This window comes from Aeromonas sp. 603404 (assembly GCF_049171775.1).
In the GTDB taxonomy this organism is placed as follows: domain Bacteria; phylum Pseudomonadota; class Gammaproteobacteria; order Enterobacterales; family Aeromonadaceae; genus Aeromonas; species Aeromonas veronii_A.
Window position 1 is genome coordinate 815,540 of the sequence record NZ_JAAKPE010000001.1, and the last position, 18,521, is coordinate 834,060.

At 58.1% G+C, this 18,521-nt stretch carries 17 protein-coding genes; 6 read left to right on the plus strand and 11 right to left on the minus strand.

Annotated elements, in window-relative coordinates:
• Nucleotides 1–34 precede the first annotated feature (34 nt).
• The gene (mocA, locus tag G5306_RS03540) at nucleotides 35–682 is read right to left on the minus strand and encodes a molybdenum cofactor cytidylyltransferase (RefSeq protein ID WP_421312400.1); all 648 of its coding nucleotides are present in this window, start codon (nucleotides 680–682) and stop codon (nucleotides 35–37) included.
• Nucleotide 683: 1 nt separating this feature from the next.
• Here mocA and yqeC point away from each other — a divergent pair, with 1 nt between their 5' ends.
• Nucleotides 684–1,532 (plus strand): selenium cofactor biosynthesis protein YqeC, encoded by an 849-nt coding sequence (yqeC, locus tag G5306_RS03545; RefSeq protein ID WP_421312401.1) that lies wholly within the window; start codon nucleotides 684–686, stop codon nucleotides 1,530–1,532.
• Between the two features lie 27 nt (nucleotides 1,533–1,559).
• The gene (yqeB, locus tag G5306_RS03550) at nucleotides 1,560–3,152 is read left to right on the plus strand and encodes a selenium-dependent molybdenum cofactor biosynthesis protein YqeB (RefSeq protein ID WP_323912986.1); all 1,593 of its coding nucleotides are present in this window, start codon (nucleotides 1,560–1,562) and stop codon (nucleotides 3,150–3,152) included.
• Between the two features lie 107 nt (nucleotides 3,153–3,259).
• On the opposite strand, the gene G5306_RS03555 is transcribed toward yqeB, so the two are convergent.
• The 7 genes from G5306_RS03555 to ygeW all read right to left on the minus strand — a co-directional run bounded on the left by G5306_RS03555 (nucleotide 3,260) and on the right by ygeW (nucleotide 12,042).
• Complete coding sequence (locus G5306_RS03555) at nucleotides 3,260–4,345, minus strand: calcium/sodium antiporter (RefSeq protein WP_421312402.1); 1,086 nt, start codon at nucleotides 4,343–4,345, stop codon at nucleotides 3,260–3,262.
• 160 nt (nucleotides 4,346–4,505) lie between these two features.
• On the minus strand, nucleotides 4,506–5,429 hold the full coding sequence (locus G5306_RS03560) for a DMT family transporter (protein WP_421312403.1): 924 nt from the start codon (nucleotides 5,427–5,429) through the stop codon (nucleotides 4,506–4,508).
• A gap of 182 nt (nucleotides 5,430–5,611) precedes the next feature.
• On the minus strand, nucleotides 5,612–6,544 hold the full coding sequence (gene arcC, locus G5306_RS03565; protein WP_216953635.1) for a carbamate kinase: 933 nt from the start codon (nucleotides 6,542–6,544) through the stop codon (nucleotides 5,612–5,614).
• Between the two features lie 95 nt (nucleotides 6,545–6,639).
• Complete coding sequence (gene hydA, locus G5306_RS03570) at nucleotides 6,640–8,064, minus strand: dihydropyrimidinase (protein ID WP_421312404.1); 1,425 nt, start codon at nucleotides 8,062–8,064, stop codon at nucleotides 6,640–6,642.
• Nucleotides 8,065–8,174: 110 nt separating this feature from the next.
• Nucleotides 8,175–9,392, minus strand: coding sequence for a YgeY family selenium metabolism-linked hydrolase (locus tag G5306_RS03575; protein ID WP_421312405.1), 1,218 nt, complete (start codon nucleotides 9,390–9,392; stop codon nucleotides 8,175–8,177).
• 125 nt (nucleotides 9,393–9,517) lie between these two features.
• On the minus strand, nucleotides 9,518–10,717 hold the full coding sequence (gene dpaL / locus G5306_RS03580; protein ID WP_421312406.1) for a diaminopropionate ammonia-lyase: 1,200 nt from the start codon (nucleotides 10,715–10,717) through the stop codon (nucleotides 9,518–9,520).
• Between the two features lie 137 nt (nucleotides 10,718–10,854).
• Entirely contained in the window at nucleotides 10,855–12,042 is a 1,188-nt protein-coding gene (gene ygeW, locus G5306_RS03585; protein WP_005336811.1) for a knotted carbamoyltransferase YgeW, read from the minus strand.
• 605 nt (nucleotides 12,043–12,647) lie between these two features.
• Here ygeW and G5306_RS03590 point away from each other — a divergent pair.
• A complete protein-coding gene (locus tag G5306_RS03590; RefSeq protein ID WP_421312407.1) occupies nucleotides 12,648–13,241 on the plus strand; it encodes a hypothetical protein in 594 nt (197 codons plus the stop codon).
• A 41-nt stretch (nucleotides 13,242–13,282) separates the two neighbouring features.
• Here G5306_RS03590 and G5306_RS03595 read toward each other — a convergent pair whose 3' ends face one another.
• Nucleotides 13,283–14,287, minus strand: a complete 1,005-nt coding sequence (locus tag G5306_RS03595; protein WP_421312428.1) for a Wadjet anti-phage system protein JetD domain-containing protein — start codon at nucleotides 14,285–14,287, stop codon at nucleotides 13,283–13,285.
• Between the two features lie 213 nt (nucleotides 14,288–14,500).
• Here G5306_RS03595 and G5306_RS03600 point away from each other — a divergent pair, with 213 nt between their 5' ends.
• From G5306_RS03600 to G5306_RS03610, 3 genes are all read left to right on the plus strand, one after another.
• Complete coding sequence (locus G5306_RS03600) at nucleotides 14,501–15,742, plus strand: lipase family alpha/beta hydrolase (protein WP_421312408.1); 1,242 nt, start codon at nucleotides 14,501–14,503, stop codon at nucleotides 15,740–15,742.
• A 481-nt stretch (nucleotides 15,743–16,223) separates the two neighbouring features.
• Nucleotides 16,224–16,427: a hypothetical protein gene (locus tag G5306_RS03605; protein WP_110303762.1), complete on the plus strand. Its 204-nt coding sequence runs from the start codon at nucleotides 16,224–16,226 to the stop codon at nucleotides 16,425–16,427.
• 298 nt (nucleotides 16,428–16,725) lie between these two features.
• Nucleotides 16,726–17,352 carry a heme-binding beta-barrel domain-containing protein gene (locus G5306_RS03610; RefSeq protein WP_042055942.1) on the plus strand — a complete coding sequence of 209 codons (627 nt, stop codon included), beginning with the start codon at nucleotides 16,726–16,728 and terminating at the stop codon, nucleotides 17,350–17,352.
• Nucleotides 17,353–17,388: 36 nt separating this feature from the next.
• Here G5306_RS03610 and G5306_RS03615 read toward each other — a convergent pair whose 3' ends face one another.
• Complete coding sequence (locus tag G5306_RS03615) at nucleotides 17,389–17,916, minus strand: DUF6979 family protein (protein ID WP_236727593.1); 528 nt, start codon at nucleotides 17,914–17,916, stop codon at nucleotides 17,389–17,391.
• 158 nt (nucleotides 17,917–18,074) lie between these two features.
• Nucleotides 18,075–18,461, minus strand: coding sequence for a septal ring lytic transglycosylase RlpA family protein (locus G5306_RS03620; RefSeq protein ID WP_335837604.1), 387 nt, complete (start codon nucleotides 18,459–18,461; stop codon nucleotides 18,075–18,077).
• Nucleotides 18,462–18,521: the final 60 nt, after the last annotated feature.

The window sequence follows — 18,521 nt, forward strand, 5'->3', positions numbered from 1 at the left end:
GCCATTTATCTCACCGTTATCTTTTTAAACTGGGTTATTTCGTGGGCTCGCTCTCATTTTCAAGAATGCCACCCAGCAGCGCCTGATAGCGCTCCGGGGTATCCACATCAAACAGGATGGCGGGGCTGTCGACGGGCACCATACGGTGGGGATGCCCTTGCAACCAGCGCCGTACCGACGACTGCACCGGGGCCGCTGCCAACTCGCGAGCAAGGGATTTTGGCAGCAACACCGGATGACCCGCCTCCCCCAGCCAGGTGGGAAAGAGTGTCTCACAGCCCCGTGTCTGCCAGAGCTGTTGATAGACCTCGCGCGGGATACAGGGGAGATCCCCGTGGCTGATAAAGAGGTAGTCAGCGTCACTGGCCGCCAGGGCGCAGCGGATGGAGCTGCCCAGCCCCTGCCGATAGTCGGGATTGTGGACGACAACAATATCCGGCCGTGATCCGTAGCGGGCTTGAAGCTCCTCGCCACGATGGCCCACCACCAGAATAACCCGCTGACAAAAAGCCAGGGCATTTTTGAGACTTGCATCAAGCATTGTCCCCTGGCAATAAGGTAGCATCATTTTCCAAGTACCCATTCGGGAAGATAAACCCGCCGCCGTTATTATACAGTCACACTGCTCTTGTTCCTGGCAACGTTGTTTTCCACTCCCTTCGATATTTATTTTGGTCGTCATTATGTCGCTACCACACGTTGTTGCTGTCGCATTTCCAGATATAGATCCGCTATTAAACCCGCTCACCAAAAATATTGATAGCCATACCACCTTAATTAGCCTCTGCGGGGCCGGTGGAAAAACCAGCACCCTGTTCTGGCTGGCGGAATATTTTTATCAACAGGGTAAAAGGGTGCTAATTACCACCACCACCCGGATGTTTCTGCCTGCCCCGTCACACTATCGGGAATTGATTATCGAGACGGATCCCGTTCGTCAACTTACCCGCTGTCAGGCGCTACCGGATGGCCCGGCGCTGGTTGCCCTGTTCAGCCATCTCGACGAGCGCACCGGAAAGGTGGCGGGCCCCACGCCCCAGCAGATTGATCTCATCAAGGGGCAGCGGCGCTTCGATCTTATCCTGGTCGAGGCTGATGGCGCCCATCACAAGTTATTGAAAGTGCCCGCTTTGCACGAACCTTGCATTCCCCAGAGCAGTGATTGGGTGATCGCCCTGACGGGCGGCGCCATGGTGGGGGCCAAGGCCGACCCGCAGCAGATCCACCGCTGGGCAGAGCTTCAGGCCCTGTGCGGGATAGAGGCCGGTGACCCCCTCGACTTGGCCCTGTTTCACCAGCTGCTCTCCCACCCCGAGGGGCTGTTCAAGGGCACCCCGGCCAGGGCGCGCCGGATCTGGTTTATCAATGGGGATTATCAAAATGAGGCGTCGTGGCTCGATGAATTGATAAAGCTGCATAACCGCCACCCCGAGATCCATGCCATCTGGCAGGGGGCGGTTCGCGAGCCACAGCCCATTCGCCACGCACTCGGTTACTTCGCTCAGGATGAGGCACTGCCGCCTCGCCCATGATGGTTTAAGGATAAGAAGAGGTACCTTATGAATCTGTTTGCACACGCAGCCCGACTGGAACAGGAGAACACGCCGTTTGCCATGGCCCAGATCATCGAGAGCCGGGGCTCCACCCCGCGCCATCAGGCCCAGATGCTGGTGATGGCCGATGGCCAGATCCTCGGTACCATCGGCGGCGGCATGATCGAGCGGCTGGTGATCGAGGAAGCGATGGCCGCCATTGCCGAGCGCAAGCCACGCATCTTCCACGGCCGGATGGCGCGCAACGGCGAACATGCGGTCGGGTCGGATTGTGGCGGCGCCATGTCGGTCTATATCGATGTCTATGGCCTGCGCCCCCGTCTGGTACTGATCGGCGCCGGTCACGTCAACCGGGCGCTGGCCCATGCCGCCGCACCGCTGGGTTTTGATATCCATGTGGGCGACTGTTTTGAAGGGAGCCTCAATCCCGATAACTTCCCCGTCGGCACTCACCTCAAACAGGCTGATACCATCAGCGCGGTGATCGAGGCGCTGGCCATCGAGCCCGTCAACTTCGTCATCATCGCCACCAACCATCAGGACAAGGAGGCGCTGGAGCGGCTCATCAATCGCCCCCTCGCCTATCTGGGGCTGCTCGCCAGCAAGCGCAAGGTGCAGACCTTCACACAGGCGCTGCGCCAACAAGGGGTGAGTCTGGAGCAGTTGCAGCGGCTGCACGCCCCCATCGGCTACAACATAGGTGCCGAAACCCCCGAGGAGATCGCCATCAGCATCCTCGCCGAGCTGCTTCAAGTGAAAAACGGCAAATCGGGTGGGCTGATGCAGGATGACGTGCGCCTTAAGCGGGATCAACTGGTGGTGATGCGCGGCTCCGGCGATATCGCCACCGGCGTCGCGTTGCGGCTGCACAATGCGGGCTTCAAAGTGGTGATGCTGGATCTCGACAAACCCACGGTGATCCGCCGCACCGTCGCCTTCGCCCAGGGGATGTTCGACGGCGAAACCAGTGTCGAGGGAGTGCGCGCCAAGCGGGTCGAGAGCGTCGAGCAGGCGTTCGAGCAGCTGGATCGGGGCGTCATTCCGCTACTGGTTGACCCCGACTGTGCCACCCTCGCCGAGCTCAAGCCCCGCTATCTGGTGGATGCCATCCTCGCCAAGCAGAATCTCGGCACCCACAAGGAGATAGCCCCCATTACGGTGGCCCTTGGCCCGGGGTTTGAGGCGGGGCGCGACTGCGATGCGGTCATTGAGACCAACCGCGGCCACCATCTGGGCCGGGTTATCTATCAGGGCCCTGCCCAGCCCAATACCGGCATTCCCGGGGTGATCGAGGGGCACTCCGCCCGCCGGGTGGTGCGCGCCCCTGTCGCCGGGGTGATGAAGAGCATTATCAAGCTCGGTGATCTGGTGCAGGAGGGGGATGTGATCGCCCATGTGGGTGACGCCCCTATTATCGCGCCGCTCTCCGGCATGGTACGAGGTCTGCTCAGCGATGGCATCGAGGTCACCGTCGGCTTCAAGATCGGTGACATCGACCCCAGAGGCGAGCGGGCCGATGCCACTACGGTATCAGACAAGGCTCGCGCCATCGGCGGCGCCGTGCTGGAAGCCATGATGCATCTGGCCCAGCGCAGATAACGGCTCTTCGCGTCCCTCTTCAGCACCAAGCAAAAGCCCCACCATGATGGTGGGGCTTTTTTCCGCCTGTCGGTTGATGCAGAGCCTTTACATCAGGAGAACCTGCATCACGACCGGGTTCGTTGCAATCGCCAGGCTCGCACCGCCAGCACAACCAGAGTGATGGCGGTGAGCGGCAACACAAAACCGGTTAGCGCTGCACTGAACTGACCTTGCAGCGGACTGGATGTGGCGTGGAGGATCAGCCAGCAGGTGTAGCCGATGTAGTAGGCCAGAAACAGCGCCCCTTCCCAGCGGGCGATGGTGTAACCGGTAAAGAAGATGGGCAGGCAGGCAAGCGCCACCGCAATCATTACCGGAATATCGAACTGAAGGGCGGTGGCCGACACTTCAAGCCCACCGGGAGTGACGATGGAGGTGAGCCCCAGCACGCAGAGGATATTGAAGATATTGCTGCCCACCACGTTCCCCACAGCGATATCCCGCTCCCCGCGCAGGGCTGCGACGATGGAGGTCACCACTTCGGGCAAGGAGGTACCGGCCGCCACTATGGTCAAGCCGATGATCAGATCGCTCACCCCGAAGTAGTGGGCAATCTCAACCGCACTGCCAACCAGCAGACGGGAGCCGAGGATCAGCAGACCCAGACCTGCGGCAATAAAGAGCAGATTGCGCAACCAGTTGCCCGCCGTACTCGCTTCACGGGTACCAAACTCCTGCTCGTACTCCGCCTGCACCGCTTTGTTTTCCCGTCGACTCTGGACAAAGAGAAACACGGTGTAGGCGATGATGCCGGCAAACAGCAGCGCCCCTTCCAGTGGCGCAATACGGCCATCGTAGCCCAGCAACAACACCAGAAAAGAGACCACTATCATCAAGGGAACGTCGAGACGTACCAGTTGCTGTGAGACGGTCAACGGTACGATCAGTGCCGAAACACCTAAAATAAACAGCACGTTGAAGATATTGCTGCCGACCACGTTCCCCACCGCTATCCCTGCCTGCCCCTCGAGGCCAGACTGGATGCTCACCGCCAGCTCGGGAGCACTGGTCCCAAAGGCCACTATGGTCAATCCCACCACCAGTGGCGATATCCCCATCATGGTGGCGAGGCGAGATGCGCCCCGCACCAGAGATTCGGCCCCCACCACCAGACACACCAGGCCTACAGCCAACCACACCAGCGTCATCATACGGTCTCATCCTTGCCGTTAGGTTCGTTGAAATAATCACAATAAATCAGATACCTGTGCTCCAGCACAGTCAGACCACGCCATTGTAACGAGGGGCTGGTCCCCTGTCGCTGGCTCTTTTGAGTGCCGTTTATCGTGCCACTGGCAGCTCAGTCACCACTCAACCGTGCTTGACCCGGGTCTCCCCCTCCACCGACACCGCCGACCGCTTGCCCTTGCGGCTAATCACCAACAACGCCAGCACGATAAGGGCGATGCCGCTCCCCTCCACCAGTCCCGGATTTTCACCAAGCAGCCACCAGGAGAGCAGCACGCCGCTCACCGGCACCGCCAGGGTGCTGAGGCTGGCGATCCCGGCCGGCAGTTTTTTCAGCACAAACAGCCAGAGACTCCAGGCAATGGCGGTGGCAAAAATAGCGCTATAGGCCAGCGCCCCCATCACGTAGGGCTGCCAGTCGATGGGACGCTCCGGCACCAGCGCGGCCACCACGGCCATCACCAGGGTGGCGTAGATCATCTGCCAGGTGGTGAGGGACATCAGATCCACCGCGGGGTGGCGGGCATACATCCGCTTGGCGATGATGGCGCTGATCCCCCAGCAGATGCCGGAGGCAATGCCCAGCAGCGCGCTCTTCATGGAATCGAGGTGCAGTTGCCAGGGCTCGATCACCAGCAGCAGGCCGCAGGCGGACACCCCGACCGCCAGATAGTGCAGCTTGCGCATCCGCTCGCCGAGAAAGAGCGCAGCGAAGATCACCACCCAGAACGGCATGGTATAGCTCAGAATGGCCACCTTGCCCGCCCCGCCGCTGATCAGAGCCCACTGGGCCAACCCCACCATGCCGCAGGTCTGGAACAGAGCGATGGCGAGGGTATAGCGAAACGGGGTGGGTTTGAGATAACGGCGCCCGCGCAGGGCCAATACCAGCAGCAGAACCAGAGATCCGCACAGGCAGCGCAGGGCGGTGAACTCGAAGGCCCCCGCGTAGAGCATCACCTGCTTCATCACGATCCAGCTGTAACTCCAGATGGCGGTGAGCAGGACCAACCCCCCCAACGCCGCCATGTTCAACTTGCTATTCATTATGCTGCCTTGTTGCTGCGGTCGATACGTCCGCCATTCGGGGCGCCATCTTACACCTCTGCCGCCCCCCTGCCCACCGTGGATAAGAGCTGGCCGGCCCATGCTTCCCCTCTGCCAATCCCTGACACCGGCCAACAGAAAGGGGGCCTTGGGCCCCCTGTTTGCAACCATCAAAGACGAGGCTACAAGCTGATCAGGGTGCCGGTCTTGCCGGCAATGCCGTCGGCCGCCTTCTCCAGCAGGGTGATGAGGGATTTGCGCCCCGGCAGGGATGTCGCAAACGAGAGCGCCGCCTCCACCTTGGGCAACATGGATCCCTTGGCAAACTGCCCCTGTGCGATAAAGCTGTTGGCATCGGCCACGCTCAGGGTATCGAGCCACTGCACCTCGGGCTTGCCGAAGTTGATGGCTACTTTTTCTACCGCCGTGAGGATGATCAGCATGTCGGCGTCGATAAGCTCCGCCAGCTTGGCACTGGCCCAATCCTTGTCGATCACTGCGCTGGCGCCGCGCAGGTGATTGCCCTCCCGCAGCACCGGAATGCCGCCGCCCCCGACGGTGATCACCACCTGACCGGCAGCCAGCATGGCAGAGACGGTCTCTTTCTCGATGATGTCGACGGGTTTGGGGGATGCCACTACCCGGCGATAGCCGCGACCGGCATCCTCTTTGAGCCGCTCCCCCTTGGCCATCAATGCTTCGGCCTCCTCCTTGCTGAAGAAACCGCCGATGGGTTTGCTCGGGTCGAGGAAGGCGGGATCGTTTTTATCCACCTCCACCTGGGTCACCAAAGTGGCAACCGGCTTGTGAATACCACGCGCCAGCAAGGCCTCGCGCAGGGCGTTTTGCAGGTCATAACCGATATAACCCTGACTCAGGGCCACGCAGACCGACATGGGCAGATGGGGCGCCTTGGAGTCATGACGGGCCGCCACCTCGAACGCCTGCTGGATCATTCCCACCTGCGGGCCGTTGCCGTGGGTCACCACCACCTCGTGCCCCTGGGCGATCAGGTCGGCAATGGTGCCCGCCGTGCTCTGCACCGCTTTCATCTGCTCGGGCAGGTTGTTGCCCAGCGCATTGCCGCCAAGGGCCAGTACGATTCTCTGTTTCATCTTGTTATCTCCAGTGATGGGACAAGCCGGCGCGATACCGGCCCACCTTTCGTTGTTCACATAACCTTGCTGCTCTGCGTGTTTCGAACGGATTGTCAGCCTGCCACCGCGGGGCAAGGCCAGTGCAGATCCGGCGCCAAGGCCGGGTCAAAGGGCGCTCTGGCCAGAAAGCGGCCGTGACCACGGCGCCCCAGAAACTCGCCATCGCGGGCCACTATCTCGCCGCGACTCAGGGTCAGCCTGATCCGGCCGGGGCAATGCATCCCCTCGTAGGGGCTGTAGTCGCCGTTGTCGTGCAACTGTTGATGGGAAATCAGGGTGTCACCACGGGGATCCATGATCACCAGATCGGCGTCAGCCCCCGGTTGCAGGTTGCCCTTGCGCGGCCAGAGGCCAAACAGGCGCGCCGGGTTGGCGCTGGTGAGAGCTACAAAGCGTGATGGCGAGATGCGCCCCCCCAGCACCCCGTGGGCAAACAGCAGCAGCATCCGGTTTTCGACCCCAGGCAAGCCGTTGGGGCAGCGGCTGAAATCGCCACCTGACAAGGTCATGCGCTGGGCGTGGGAGAAGTTGCAGTGATCGGTCGCCACCGTGTCGATGTCACCAGCTGCGATGCCGACCCACAGCTTGTCCTGCTCACAGCGCGAGCGCAGCGGCGGGCTCAGCAGGAAGTCGACCCCGTTCTCCTTGTAATAACACTGCTCATCGAGCAGCAGATATTGCGGGCAGGTCTCCACCCAGACCGGTTGGCCCTGACGGCGCGCCAGTTTCAGATACTCCAGCCCCAGGCCGTTTGAAAGGTGGACGATATAAAGCGGCGCATTGCCAGCGAGCCCCGCCAGATTGATCATCCGGGCGATGGCCTCCGCCTCGCACTCCAGCGGGCGGCTCTGCGGGTGATACCAGGGCTCATGATGGCCAGCGGCCAGCAGTGCCGCGCGACGCGCCGCGATAGCGGCATCATTCTCGGGATGGACGGTGGCGATCGCACCCACCTCCTTGAGGCGGGCCAGGGCGCGCAGCACGTCATGGTCCCCCAGCTTGTACTGGTAGGTGAGGTAGAGCTTGAAGCTGCAGATCCCCTCCTCCTGCACCATGGCGGCCATCTCATTAAGGATGGCGTCATCCACATGCTGGATCACGCCGTGAAAGCTGTAGTCGATCACCGCCTGATCGGCGGCGTAGTCATGATAACGGGCCAGCTGGTGATGCAGGTTGCACCCCGCCGGGCCAAATCCCATGTGGTCGACGATGGTGGTGGTGCCACCACAGGCGGCGGCACGGGTACCGCTGAAGAAGTCATCGCAACTGCGGGCAATGCCCACATCGATGTTGAAGTGGGTGTGGACGTCGATGCCACCCGGCATCACATAACAGCCGCTGGCATCGATCACCTCGGTTTCGCTATCGGGCTGGATATCGGCGGCACGGGCGAGGATCACCCCGTGCTCGATCAGCAGATCCTGACGATATTCACCCTGCGCATCGACCAGCACGCCGTTCTTGATCAGCCGTTTCATCCCCACCACCTCGAATGCTTTTTGCCTTCAAACAGCAAGGCCCCGCCTCAATGGAGACGGGGCACTTTCAACAGCTGGGTGGCGATGGCAGTCACCACCCGGCAGACCCCTTACTTGTTCAGCTCGGCCAGATAGAGCATGGGGATCACGGCGTACATGGCGGCGCACTTGACCAGATGCTCTTTCCAGGTTTTCTCGTTCGGGGCGTGGGCCTCCGGCTCTTTACCCGGGCCAAAACCGATCACCGGAATACCGTGTCGACCCATGATGGAGACCCCGTTGGTAGAGAAGGTCCACTTGTCTACCACCGGCTCCTTGTTGAACAGCTCGCGATAAGCCTTGGAGAGGGTTTTGACGGTGATGTGATCCTCCTCCACCTTCCAGGTCGGGAAGTAGCACTCGGTCGGGTAAACCAGACCGGTGTAGGCCGGACGGTCGTACTGGTACATGGAGACCTCGGCACCGGCGGCTTGCACCGCAGGCAGGGCGCGGATCTCATCCAATGCACCTTGCCAGGTTTCACCCCAGGTGAGGCGGCGGTCGATGGAGACGGCGCAGCTATCCGCCACGGCGCAGCGGCTTGGCGAAGTGAAGAAGATCTCGGAGACGGTCAGGGTACCCTTGCCGAGGAAGTCGTCATGACCGAGGTTGTGGCTCAGCTCCTGCAATTCGCCGAGGATCGGGCCCATCTTGAAGATGGCGTTGTCACCGCGCTCAGGCGCAGAGCCGTGGCAGCTCACCCCCTGCACTTCCACACGGATCTCCATGCGGCCGCGTTGACCACGGTAGATCTGGCAGTCGGTCGGCTCGGTACTGACCACGAACTCGGGGCGGATCTTGCTCTGCTCGATGATGTACTGCCAGCAGAGGCCATCGCAATCCTCCTCCTGCACGGTACCGGTCACCAACAGGGTGTACTGATCTTCCAGCCCCAGATCCTTGATGATCTTGCCCGCATAGACCATGGAGGCCATGCCGCCTTCTTGGTCTGATGCACCGCGGCCGCCGATGATCTCGTGATCTTCCATCCCCTCATAGGGGTCAAAGGTCCAGTTGGCGCGGTTGCCGACCCCCACGGTATCGATATGGGCATCCATGGCGATCAGGTGCGAGCCGTGGCCGATATAGCCCAGCACGTTACCCATGGGGTCGATCTCGACCTTGTCAAAACCAACCTTCTCCATCTCCTGCTTGATGCGCAGCACGACGCGCTCTTCATCGCAGCTCTCGCTCGGGATGGCGATCATGTCGCGCAGGAACTGACTCATCTCGGCCTTGTACTGGTAGGCCTTCTCCAACACCATTTCAAACGGAATTTGCTTGCTCATTGTGATTCTCCATAACAACTGAGAGTGCGCGGCCTGTTCGTCGGCAGCGCCCTGTGCCCGTTACCGCGCCCCGTTGGCGAGGCGCGATCAATGCTTCAATTCGTGTCTCTACTCTGGCGGGAGAGTTAGTCGCAGGCAGGATGCTTGCCTTCCCACACCACTTCCCGGTAATGCTTCACATCGGTGTCCCCTTCGGTGTTGATGATGAGTACGACCGAGTTGCTATCCAGCCCCAGACGTTCCATCAGCGCCGCGCGATCCGGGTGGTGACGCACTGCCGCCAACACGCCGGTACCGACCGAGCCGGATTCGCCGGAGATGATGCGCGGATCATTGCCAAGAGGGTTGCCGAGCACTCTCATCCCCAGCGCCGACACCTTGTCGTGGCAGGAGATAAACTGGGTGGTGCAGCTTCTGAGCAGCGGCCAGCCGAGGGGGTTGGGTTCGCCACAGGCGAGACCGGCCATGATGGTGCGCATGTCGCCCCCCACGTTGACCATCTCCCCCGCCACGCCGGATCGATAGATGCAGTCGGCCTGATCCGGCTCGACCACGATACTGTGCAGGTTTTTCGCCCCGAAGCAGTCCACCAGATAACCGAGCACCCCGCCCGCCAGCGCCCCGACCCCTGCCTGCAGCAGCACGTGGGTCGGCTGCTTGATGCCCATATCCTGCATCTGCTCGACCGCTTCGTCGGCCAGGGTGGAGTAACCCTGCATGATCCAGGTCGGGATCTTGGTGTAACCCTCCCAGGCGGTGTCCTGCACTATGTGCCAACCGCGCTCTTCGGCCATCTTCATGGTCAGGCGCACGGTGTCGTCATAGTTCATGTCGGTGACGATGCATTCGGCACCGAGATTGAGGATGTGGTCCACCCGCTCCTGGGTCGAGCCCTTGGGCATGTAGACCACCGCATGCTGACCCACCTGTTTGGCGGCCCAGGCAACGCCACGACCGTGGTTGCCATCTGTGGTGGTGGCGAAAGTCATCGGCTCCTTGATGGTGCGTTTGATGAGATCGAAGGAGAAATCCTCGATGACCACCCCGTACTTTTCACAGAGCAGGTTGGCGATGGCGTAGACGCCACCCAGCATCTTGAAGGCGTTGAGGCCAAAGCGCTTTGACTCGTCCTTGACCAATATATTTTTCACCCCGATATAGGCGGCCAGAGCTTTCAGGTCGCACAATGGGGTCGGTTCATAACCGGCCAGTTTTTTATGAAAAGCGCGAGCCTTTTGTGCTTCGGCGCGAGAAAACAGCGGAGATGGCTCGGCGGTAAAAAAGCGGTTATCGGCAATATCCATCTTCAAAGAAAATTGGGACATGCTTACCTCACTAGGCGTTACCTGACAAAGAGCTGCCTCGCCGGGAGATCCGTTATTCAGATACCACGGAGAGAAAACTCAAAATAATGGGTTCGACAGTGTGGGCAGGATGAATATTCACCCTGCCCTGCCGTTATTTATTTCACCCGCTTTTGCGCCTCTTTAATCAGATTTTCCAGGGTTTCTGCCGGGGCGGAGAATTTACGGGCCATGATCATGGCAGCGATAATATAGGGCTTCCAGCTCGCCTCTTTGTAAGTGGCGATACGGTATTTCTCGAATACCCCTTCGGTTACTTCGCCCTCTTTGCAGGAAACGCCGGAAATATCGGCCGGCAGGCAGTGCATATAGAGCGCTTCGCCCCCCTTGGTGAGCTTCATCATCTCCTCGGTGCAGTGCCAATCCTTGTGCTTGGCGTTCTGCTCAAGGCAGTGTTTCTCCAGCTCTTTGAGGCCGGCGTGGTCATTGGCACGCAGCAACTCGGTGCGCTGCTCCATCACCTTGTAGGGAGCCCAGGACTTGGGATAGACGATATCCGCATCCTTGAACGCCTCTTCCATGGAGGTGACCTGACGGAAGCTGCCGCCGGAGGCCTTGGCATTCTCTTTGGCTACTTCGATCACATCCGGGATCAGGTCATACCCTTCCGGATGGGCCAGGGTCACGTCCATACCGAAACGGGTCATCAGACCGATGATGCCCTGCGGCACGGAGAGCGGCTTGCCGTAGCTCGGGGAGTAAGCCCAGGTCATCGCAATCTTCTTGCCCTTGAGGCTCTCCAGGCTGCCGAAGTGCTCCTGCAACCAGGCGAGATCAGCCATTGACTGTGTCGGGTGATCAATGTCGCACTGCAGGTTGACCAGCGCCGGACGCTGGGGGAGCACCCCCTTCTCGAACCCTTCATCCAGTGCCGCACCCACTTCGCGCATATAGGCGTTACCGGCACCGAGGAACATGTCGTCACGGATGCCGATGGCATCGGCGCAGAAGGAGATCATGTTGGCGGTTTCACGGACGGTTTCGCCATGGGCGATCTGGGATTTGCCCTCATCCAGATCCTGCTGGGCCAGACCGAGCAGGTTCAGGGCAGAGGCGTAAGAGAAGCGGGTTCGGGTGGAGTTATCGCGGAAAACCGAGATACCGAGCCCGCTGTTAAACAGTTTGGTGCAGATATTTTCGGCGCGCAGTGTCTTGAGGGATTCGGCCAGTTTCAATACCAGCTCCAGTTCCTGAGGCGTTTGCTCCCAGGTCAGCAGAAAATCTTTTTCATGCAGGTTGGATTTGAGTGCTCTGATCTCTTTGATTAATTCGTTAACTGCTTTCATCGTTCGCCCCAATCATTGGATGAGATATGGATAGCTCCCCTTTCACTCACGATGTCACCAGCATCCCGGTTGTGGGTGAGCGCGTCGGTTAGCGTCGATATGAGGCAATCAATAACCATGCCAAACCAATAAAATGCAGGCAGATATTAATAAATGGCGAAAGTGTGTGATGTCACCCACAAAATCAGCGGCTATTTAAGCGGTTTATTCAATAAAAAGGTGAGCGGATCAGCCAAGCCATAAAATAGCCGAGTGATAATAATCAGAGGCGATATCTCGGCATCGGTGAGAATTATCATCAAAGGTCAGTTTCAAGGGCTGAAATGATATCAGCTGGGCTGTCGTTATCATTATGATAATTCCCGCAACACCTTTTCTCTTGGAATGATCTCTCCAGCGTTGACACGGCTGCTATCTCGCCTCCCCTGCACTCCCGTATCACCTCTCGCCTTATCTTCCGGCCACATTGCTGGGCACTGTTGGCCCAAGGTGCTAACGTGAATACGCCAGCTGCGCATCTGTCTCGGATGCTCAGGATAGGCCGACGTTCACTGCCGCAACTGCGCGGATGAACCTGCATGACTTACATCTTTGAGGGATTATCTATGTCCAGGAATGCCGCTCTGCTCATCACCCTGACCCTGCTCGGGATCGTCCCTGCCCACGCCATCAGCGCCAAATATGCCGAGCAACTGGAGCGATCCGGTTGTACCCAGGTCACCGAGGCGCAGGGCTGTGACATTCACAAAACCAAAGCGGAAAATGCCAAGGCGGGATTTGGCACGGCCGCCCCGGCCGCGGAGGGCGGTCTGAATCTGAGCTATGAGCAGAAGCTGGAGCGCTCGGGCTGCACTCAGGTGAGCGAGCTTAATGGCTGCGATATCAACAAAACCAAGGCTGAGAACGCGGCTGCCGGTGTTGGCAATGCTCCGGCCGCGGCAACCAGCGCCAGCCCCTATGCGGGCAACTGGATCGCCACCTTCCCCCAAACCGGCGCCACCGTGGCCAATATCCGCATCGATGGCAAGGATCAGGTATGGGTCAACGACAAAAAGGTCAATGCCAAGAAATCCGATGGCGCGCTGGTGTTCAAGGATGGCATGGTCATCTACACCATTCAGGGGGATCGCCGCATCAAGGGTGAAGATGGCTGGGTCGATAATGATGCCGGCACCAAGGGGCCCATCAAGGCCAAGTAAACAGCTGACCACGAAATGACGGGGAGCGCGGGCTCCCCGTTTCAAACCTGATTACTCATCGCTTCCAATGACCAGATCCGCCAGTGAGGGGCCAGAATCAATACCTCCTGCTCCAGCCAAGTCCCCTCTGTGATCAGTTTATCAAGCCAGGGAACGCCTGCCGGCGAGCCATGATCATCGACCTGATCAGCCTGCGTCGTCACACGCCAGGGCACCTTGCCACTGTCCGTCGCAAAGGTGCGTACCGGACGGGCGTAGTGCTCCAGATAAGGTTGCAGCTCACAGGGAAGCCAGAGCATGGCCGCTCGATTTAGCTCACGCGCCAGCTCGATGGCAATATCGATACCCCGTTGATCGAGATCGCCGAAATGGACCCACTGCACGCCCGCAGGCAGCAGCGGGATCAACTGTTTGGCCAGGGTGGTATTGCGACCGGGGGCAAAGAGCAGCAGTTGCCCGGGTTGCAGCGGGTAGTCGACAAAGGCCCCCTTGTTCTCCACCGTAATGACCCGCTCCCCCTGCCAGCCGATGGCCGCCAGCGTGCCCAGAGTCCGCTCCGGCAACGCCAATTCCCCCAGCAGCGCCATCATTGCCGTCATATCGTGCAGCTGACCTTGCCGATCGACCAGCGAGAGCGGCTCGAGGGTGCGGATGCGGATCACCTCATCTTGCGTGAGCGACAAGTTCGCAAGCATTGGCGCTGCAAGGGATGCTGATCGCGGATGCTTGCTATCCCCATACCAGAGAGCATAAAAGCAGGCCTGATTGAGCCGTGCAGGCAAACTCACTCCCAGACGTTGCAGCTGCTTACGCTTGTCCGGTTCGGGGGGCGCTGCCCGTGCCAGTTGTCCGGTCAGAAAAGTCCGCCCCGCGTCGGTCAACATATAATGAGCACCTCGGCCAACCGGCTTGATCCCGGCCACTGCCTGCAACAGATCCTTCAACTCGCGGCCATGCCGACTCTCAAGGGAGCAGCCCTTTCCGTTCTGGCTATCGAACAACCGTGCACACAAATTCTGTACCCGCACCTCATCAAACAGCGACATCATCACCTCTCCATGTGGCTTCATATGACGAAGTAGAGGTGATTTTCCCCTGTCATTACCGTGACCGGCTTCGCAAGCGGTTCTTATCAGCCCCGCCATGCATGGCCCGTTACTGGTAAACCCGCCACAAAGGGCGCAAGCTGGTTTGATATAGAGATACGCAGCGCTCTTCGCAGCACGACAACGCGATACCCGCTTTCACAAGGGCTTGCCATGACCGACGCCACAGACCCATCGCCATCCTCTTCCTGGCATCTTTCGGATATCCGCGAGCTGGCGCACCTGCTGACTCTGGCGCTGCCCGCCGCGGTAGAGATCACCGAAGCGGTACATCAGGCGGTACTGAGCGGTATGGGGCTCAAGGGACGAGATGAGGGAAAAACAGCCGGGATCACCGGGCTGGTCTACAAGGGGGTACATGGCGCCGCCAACGACCTAAGCAGCGGCATCAACCATCTGCTCAGCCGCCTGCCAGCCACACCGCCGCCCCAGCAGATCCCCGAAACCCCGAAACGTGCGGCCCTGATCGCCACCCTCAACGGCGTGTTGGGGGACAAGCTGGTCGAGCACCACAATGCCCTCGCCACCCCCATGACCCTGCGCTATCAGGGCAAGCCCCTCGATTGGCAGGCGATGCCAAAGGATCTACCCCGCGAGGGACGGGTGCTGCTGATGATCCATGGCCTCTGCATGAACGATCTGCAGTGGCAGACCGAGCATCAAGGCAAGCAGGTCAATCACGGAGAGCAACTTGCCGCCGCGCTTGGCTATCAGCCTCTTTACCTGCGCTACAACTCGGGCCTGCCCATCGCACAGAACGGGCAGGCGCTGGCCCTGTTGCTGGAACAGCTGTTCGCCCACTGGTCGGGAGAGCTCAAAGAGATAACGATAATGGGCTACAGCATGGGGGGACTGGTTGCACGCAGTGCCTGCCACCATGCTAGCCAAGCCGAGCTCACCTGGCCTGCACACCTTGCCAACCTGATCTTTCTCGGCACGCCACACCACGGCGCGCCGCTCGAACATGCCGGTCACTGGCTGGAGCAGTTGCTGCCCGCCACCGCCTACAGCGAGCCCTTCGTCAGGCTGGCGCGGCTGCGCAGTATTGGCATCAAGGATCTGCGCCACGGCAAGGTGATCGACGAAGTGGCCCAACCCGACCCCGCCGTGCCCTTGCGCGATCCCCGCGTCCCACTCCCCTTGCCCGGCGGCGTCAACTGCTATGCCATTGCCGCGACCACTGCCGCCAAGCGCAGCCTGCTGGCCGACCGGCTGATTGGCGATGGACTGGTGCCGCTACGCAGCGCCCTCGGCCTGCACAACGAAGCGCGCCATCTGCTGGCTTTTCTTCCTGCCCATACCCTGATTGTCTATCGCACCAGCCATATGGCCCTGCTCGCCAGCCCGCAAGTGGGCCAGCAACTGCTGCGCTGGCTCAGCCCCTTGCAGTTATAGTGAGCTGGCTATTAAAGCAACAGAGTGCTGGTTCACAAAGGAGCCCTGTGGCACTCTGGGACGTCAAAGGGAAGACCCACACTGACACCTCATGTGTCCCCACTGCAAAGGAGCGCCACCGATGGCCAAAGCAAGCAAGAAAGAGATCAAAAAGAAGATCGCCGCTCGTCTTAAGAAAATTGCCAAGCATGAAGGCAAGATCAAGAAGCTGAAGAAGGCCCTGAAGTAGGGCCCATCGCATAAGAGAAACCGCCAACTGGCGGTTTTTTCATCCTCCTTTTCGCCCCTTTCCCATCGCTTTTGATACCAATTGCCTTGATGTAAAGGCCTCAAGCGCACCTCAGCAGAACAACCCGACTGAAACCACGCACGTTCTCATCACCGCTATTTGGTCTAACAGCGCCAATCGGGCGCCGCGCGCGCCCATACCAGCAACTACCTTCAACGGTGTGTTTGATATGAGCCAGCAGTGGAGCGCCATATGTACTCTTACACCCTCACCTTCAAGGAAGATGTCGATCGCCTGACCGCCCCCGAGCAGGAGATCACCTTGCAAAGCCCCGCTCAGGCGGGGGATTTTATTATCCTCTCCGACGGCAGCCGCCATCAGGTGATGTTTGTCACCCACAGGGCCAACTACAGCAGCCTCTATCTCGATAAAGGGGTCAGGGTGCCACAGAGTTAGTGGCTATCGCCTTCAATTGATGGGGCTGAGTGAAATATTCACGCCGTTGACATAATAATCATCGCATCATGTCAATGTTCCTTTATCTCTATCACGATATATCTGAGGAAGCGCGATGAAAAAATACAACATTGTCTTATATCAAATTCAATTTATTTAGCCACGAAAAAGCAAATCATACATCACAAAAACGAACCACTATCACTCAATATCATTGACCACACCATTGGTGCGTTATAACAATTACTTTGCTGAACATATTTATTCGCAAGTCATTATTAGTGATGGAGTTATCACAATGAATAAAGTTATCTTACCCATAGCATTAATTACCTGTGCCACGCTCGCTCACGCAGAGTCCAGCACTATTATCAACGGTCTGGATTTTGGTCCATTAGCTCAGTTGGCTGGCACATGGAAAAGCACCGATGCTGGTGGTGTAGATGTAGCACCCGGCCAGGAGGGTAGCAAAGTTGGCAAAGGGGGGCCGGCAGTGGAACCCTTTTACGAAGTCATTACTTTTGAACCGGCAGCCGATGCTAAAAATGCCAGCGAACAATATCTGGTAGCCATGTATTACAAACAGGAAGTATTCAGAAAAAGCGATAATGGGAAATTTCATGACCAACGCGGCTATCTGATTTATGACAAGACTAATCAGCTTGTTTACAACTCATACTGTATACCCCGTGCAGTCTGTGTGGTCACTGAAGGCAAAGCGGGTAACAAAATCGAGTTCAAGACGGGCAAGCGCGGTATTGCGGAAAGCAATTATATGACCATTAATGATTCCACCACGGATTTCTCGATGACTCTGGACTTCTCAGAGAAAGATCTCCTCAAATACAGTCAAACCACCAACCTGATGGTGTATGGCAAGCCATTCGCACACTCCGATAGTGCATCCCTGACCAGAACCAATTGATGTTTCATGGCCAAGGTATTCATTACCTTGGCTTTTTTATATTCGTCGATAGTCTATCCTGATGGCATCCCTATCCCACTCGGGATTGAGCACACCGGCATACCAGAGTGTCAGAATGACATCCATCTGATTGTTATGCTTAACAACCTTGCCGCTCTTACAGGCAGAGACCACTTCCAGCCATAACTGCTCGGGATTGATCGGTTTGGTAATATCCTTGTGTGACAATAAATCAATGGCAGCCAACACATATGCTCTGGTTTTGGTCGCAGCTACATAATGAACTGGCATGATGCAACTGATACAACCAAGACTGCAAAGAGTCAAAAAAGTTACCTTTGGATTATTCTTGAATTTCCCTGTACTAATATCATCACCAAATGCTTCAGCAATAGCCATATCCCAAGCGGTGGCATGCCCATAATTATTCTGCACCATCAGATGAACAGCTCTCAGCGCTGCACCACCATATTTACCATAGATAATCATCACTAATCCCTCCTTTTGCCCCATAGTAAGGCCGAACAGGCGAGATAAGCTAAAATAAATATCAATCACGATCATCGATTTTTTCCATTGATAACAAATCCATTTTTAGCTGAATTAAATATTGATACATATCAATGTTATATCTTTATCTACCGAAAGGCTGACTGGTCGATGTCAGCATCCCAATATCATTCATCAACATCCATTTTCGTGTATAAACAGGCTCATCCAGCCTAGAGCACCTCTATTTTTACTTTGATAATCCCGTCGCGAATATTGCCGATGGCTCTAAACGCAGATTTGGAGAGATCGATAATACGTCCCCTTTTAAAGGCGCCGCGGTCATTGACCTTGACCACTACACTCTTGCCGTTGGCGAGGTTGGTGACCCGTACCATGGCGCCAAAGGGCAATTCCATATGGGCGGCGCTATTGAGGTTGTTACGATATAACTCGCCGCTGGCGGTCTTTTTGCCGTGATAGCGGTCGGCATAATAGCTGGCATAGCCGGTTTCGCTATAGCCGCGCCAGCTGCCGCCGTGGCTCTCGTCATAACGGCTGCTACAGGCAGCCAGCAGCAGACAAAGAGATAACAGCAGCCCTTTCTGGATATGTTGCACCCTTCCCCTCTCCTCTCTTCTTTTTTCCACTCTGCGCTATTTTTGCATCTTCGATGCGGC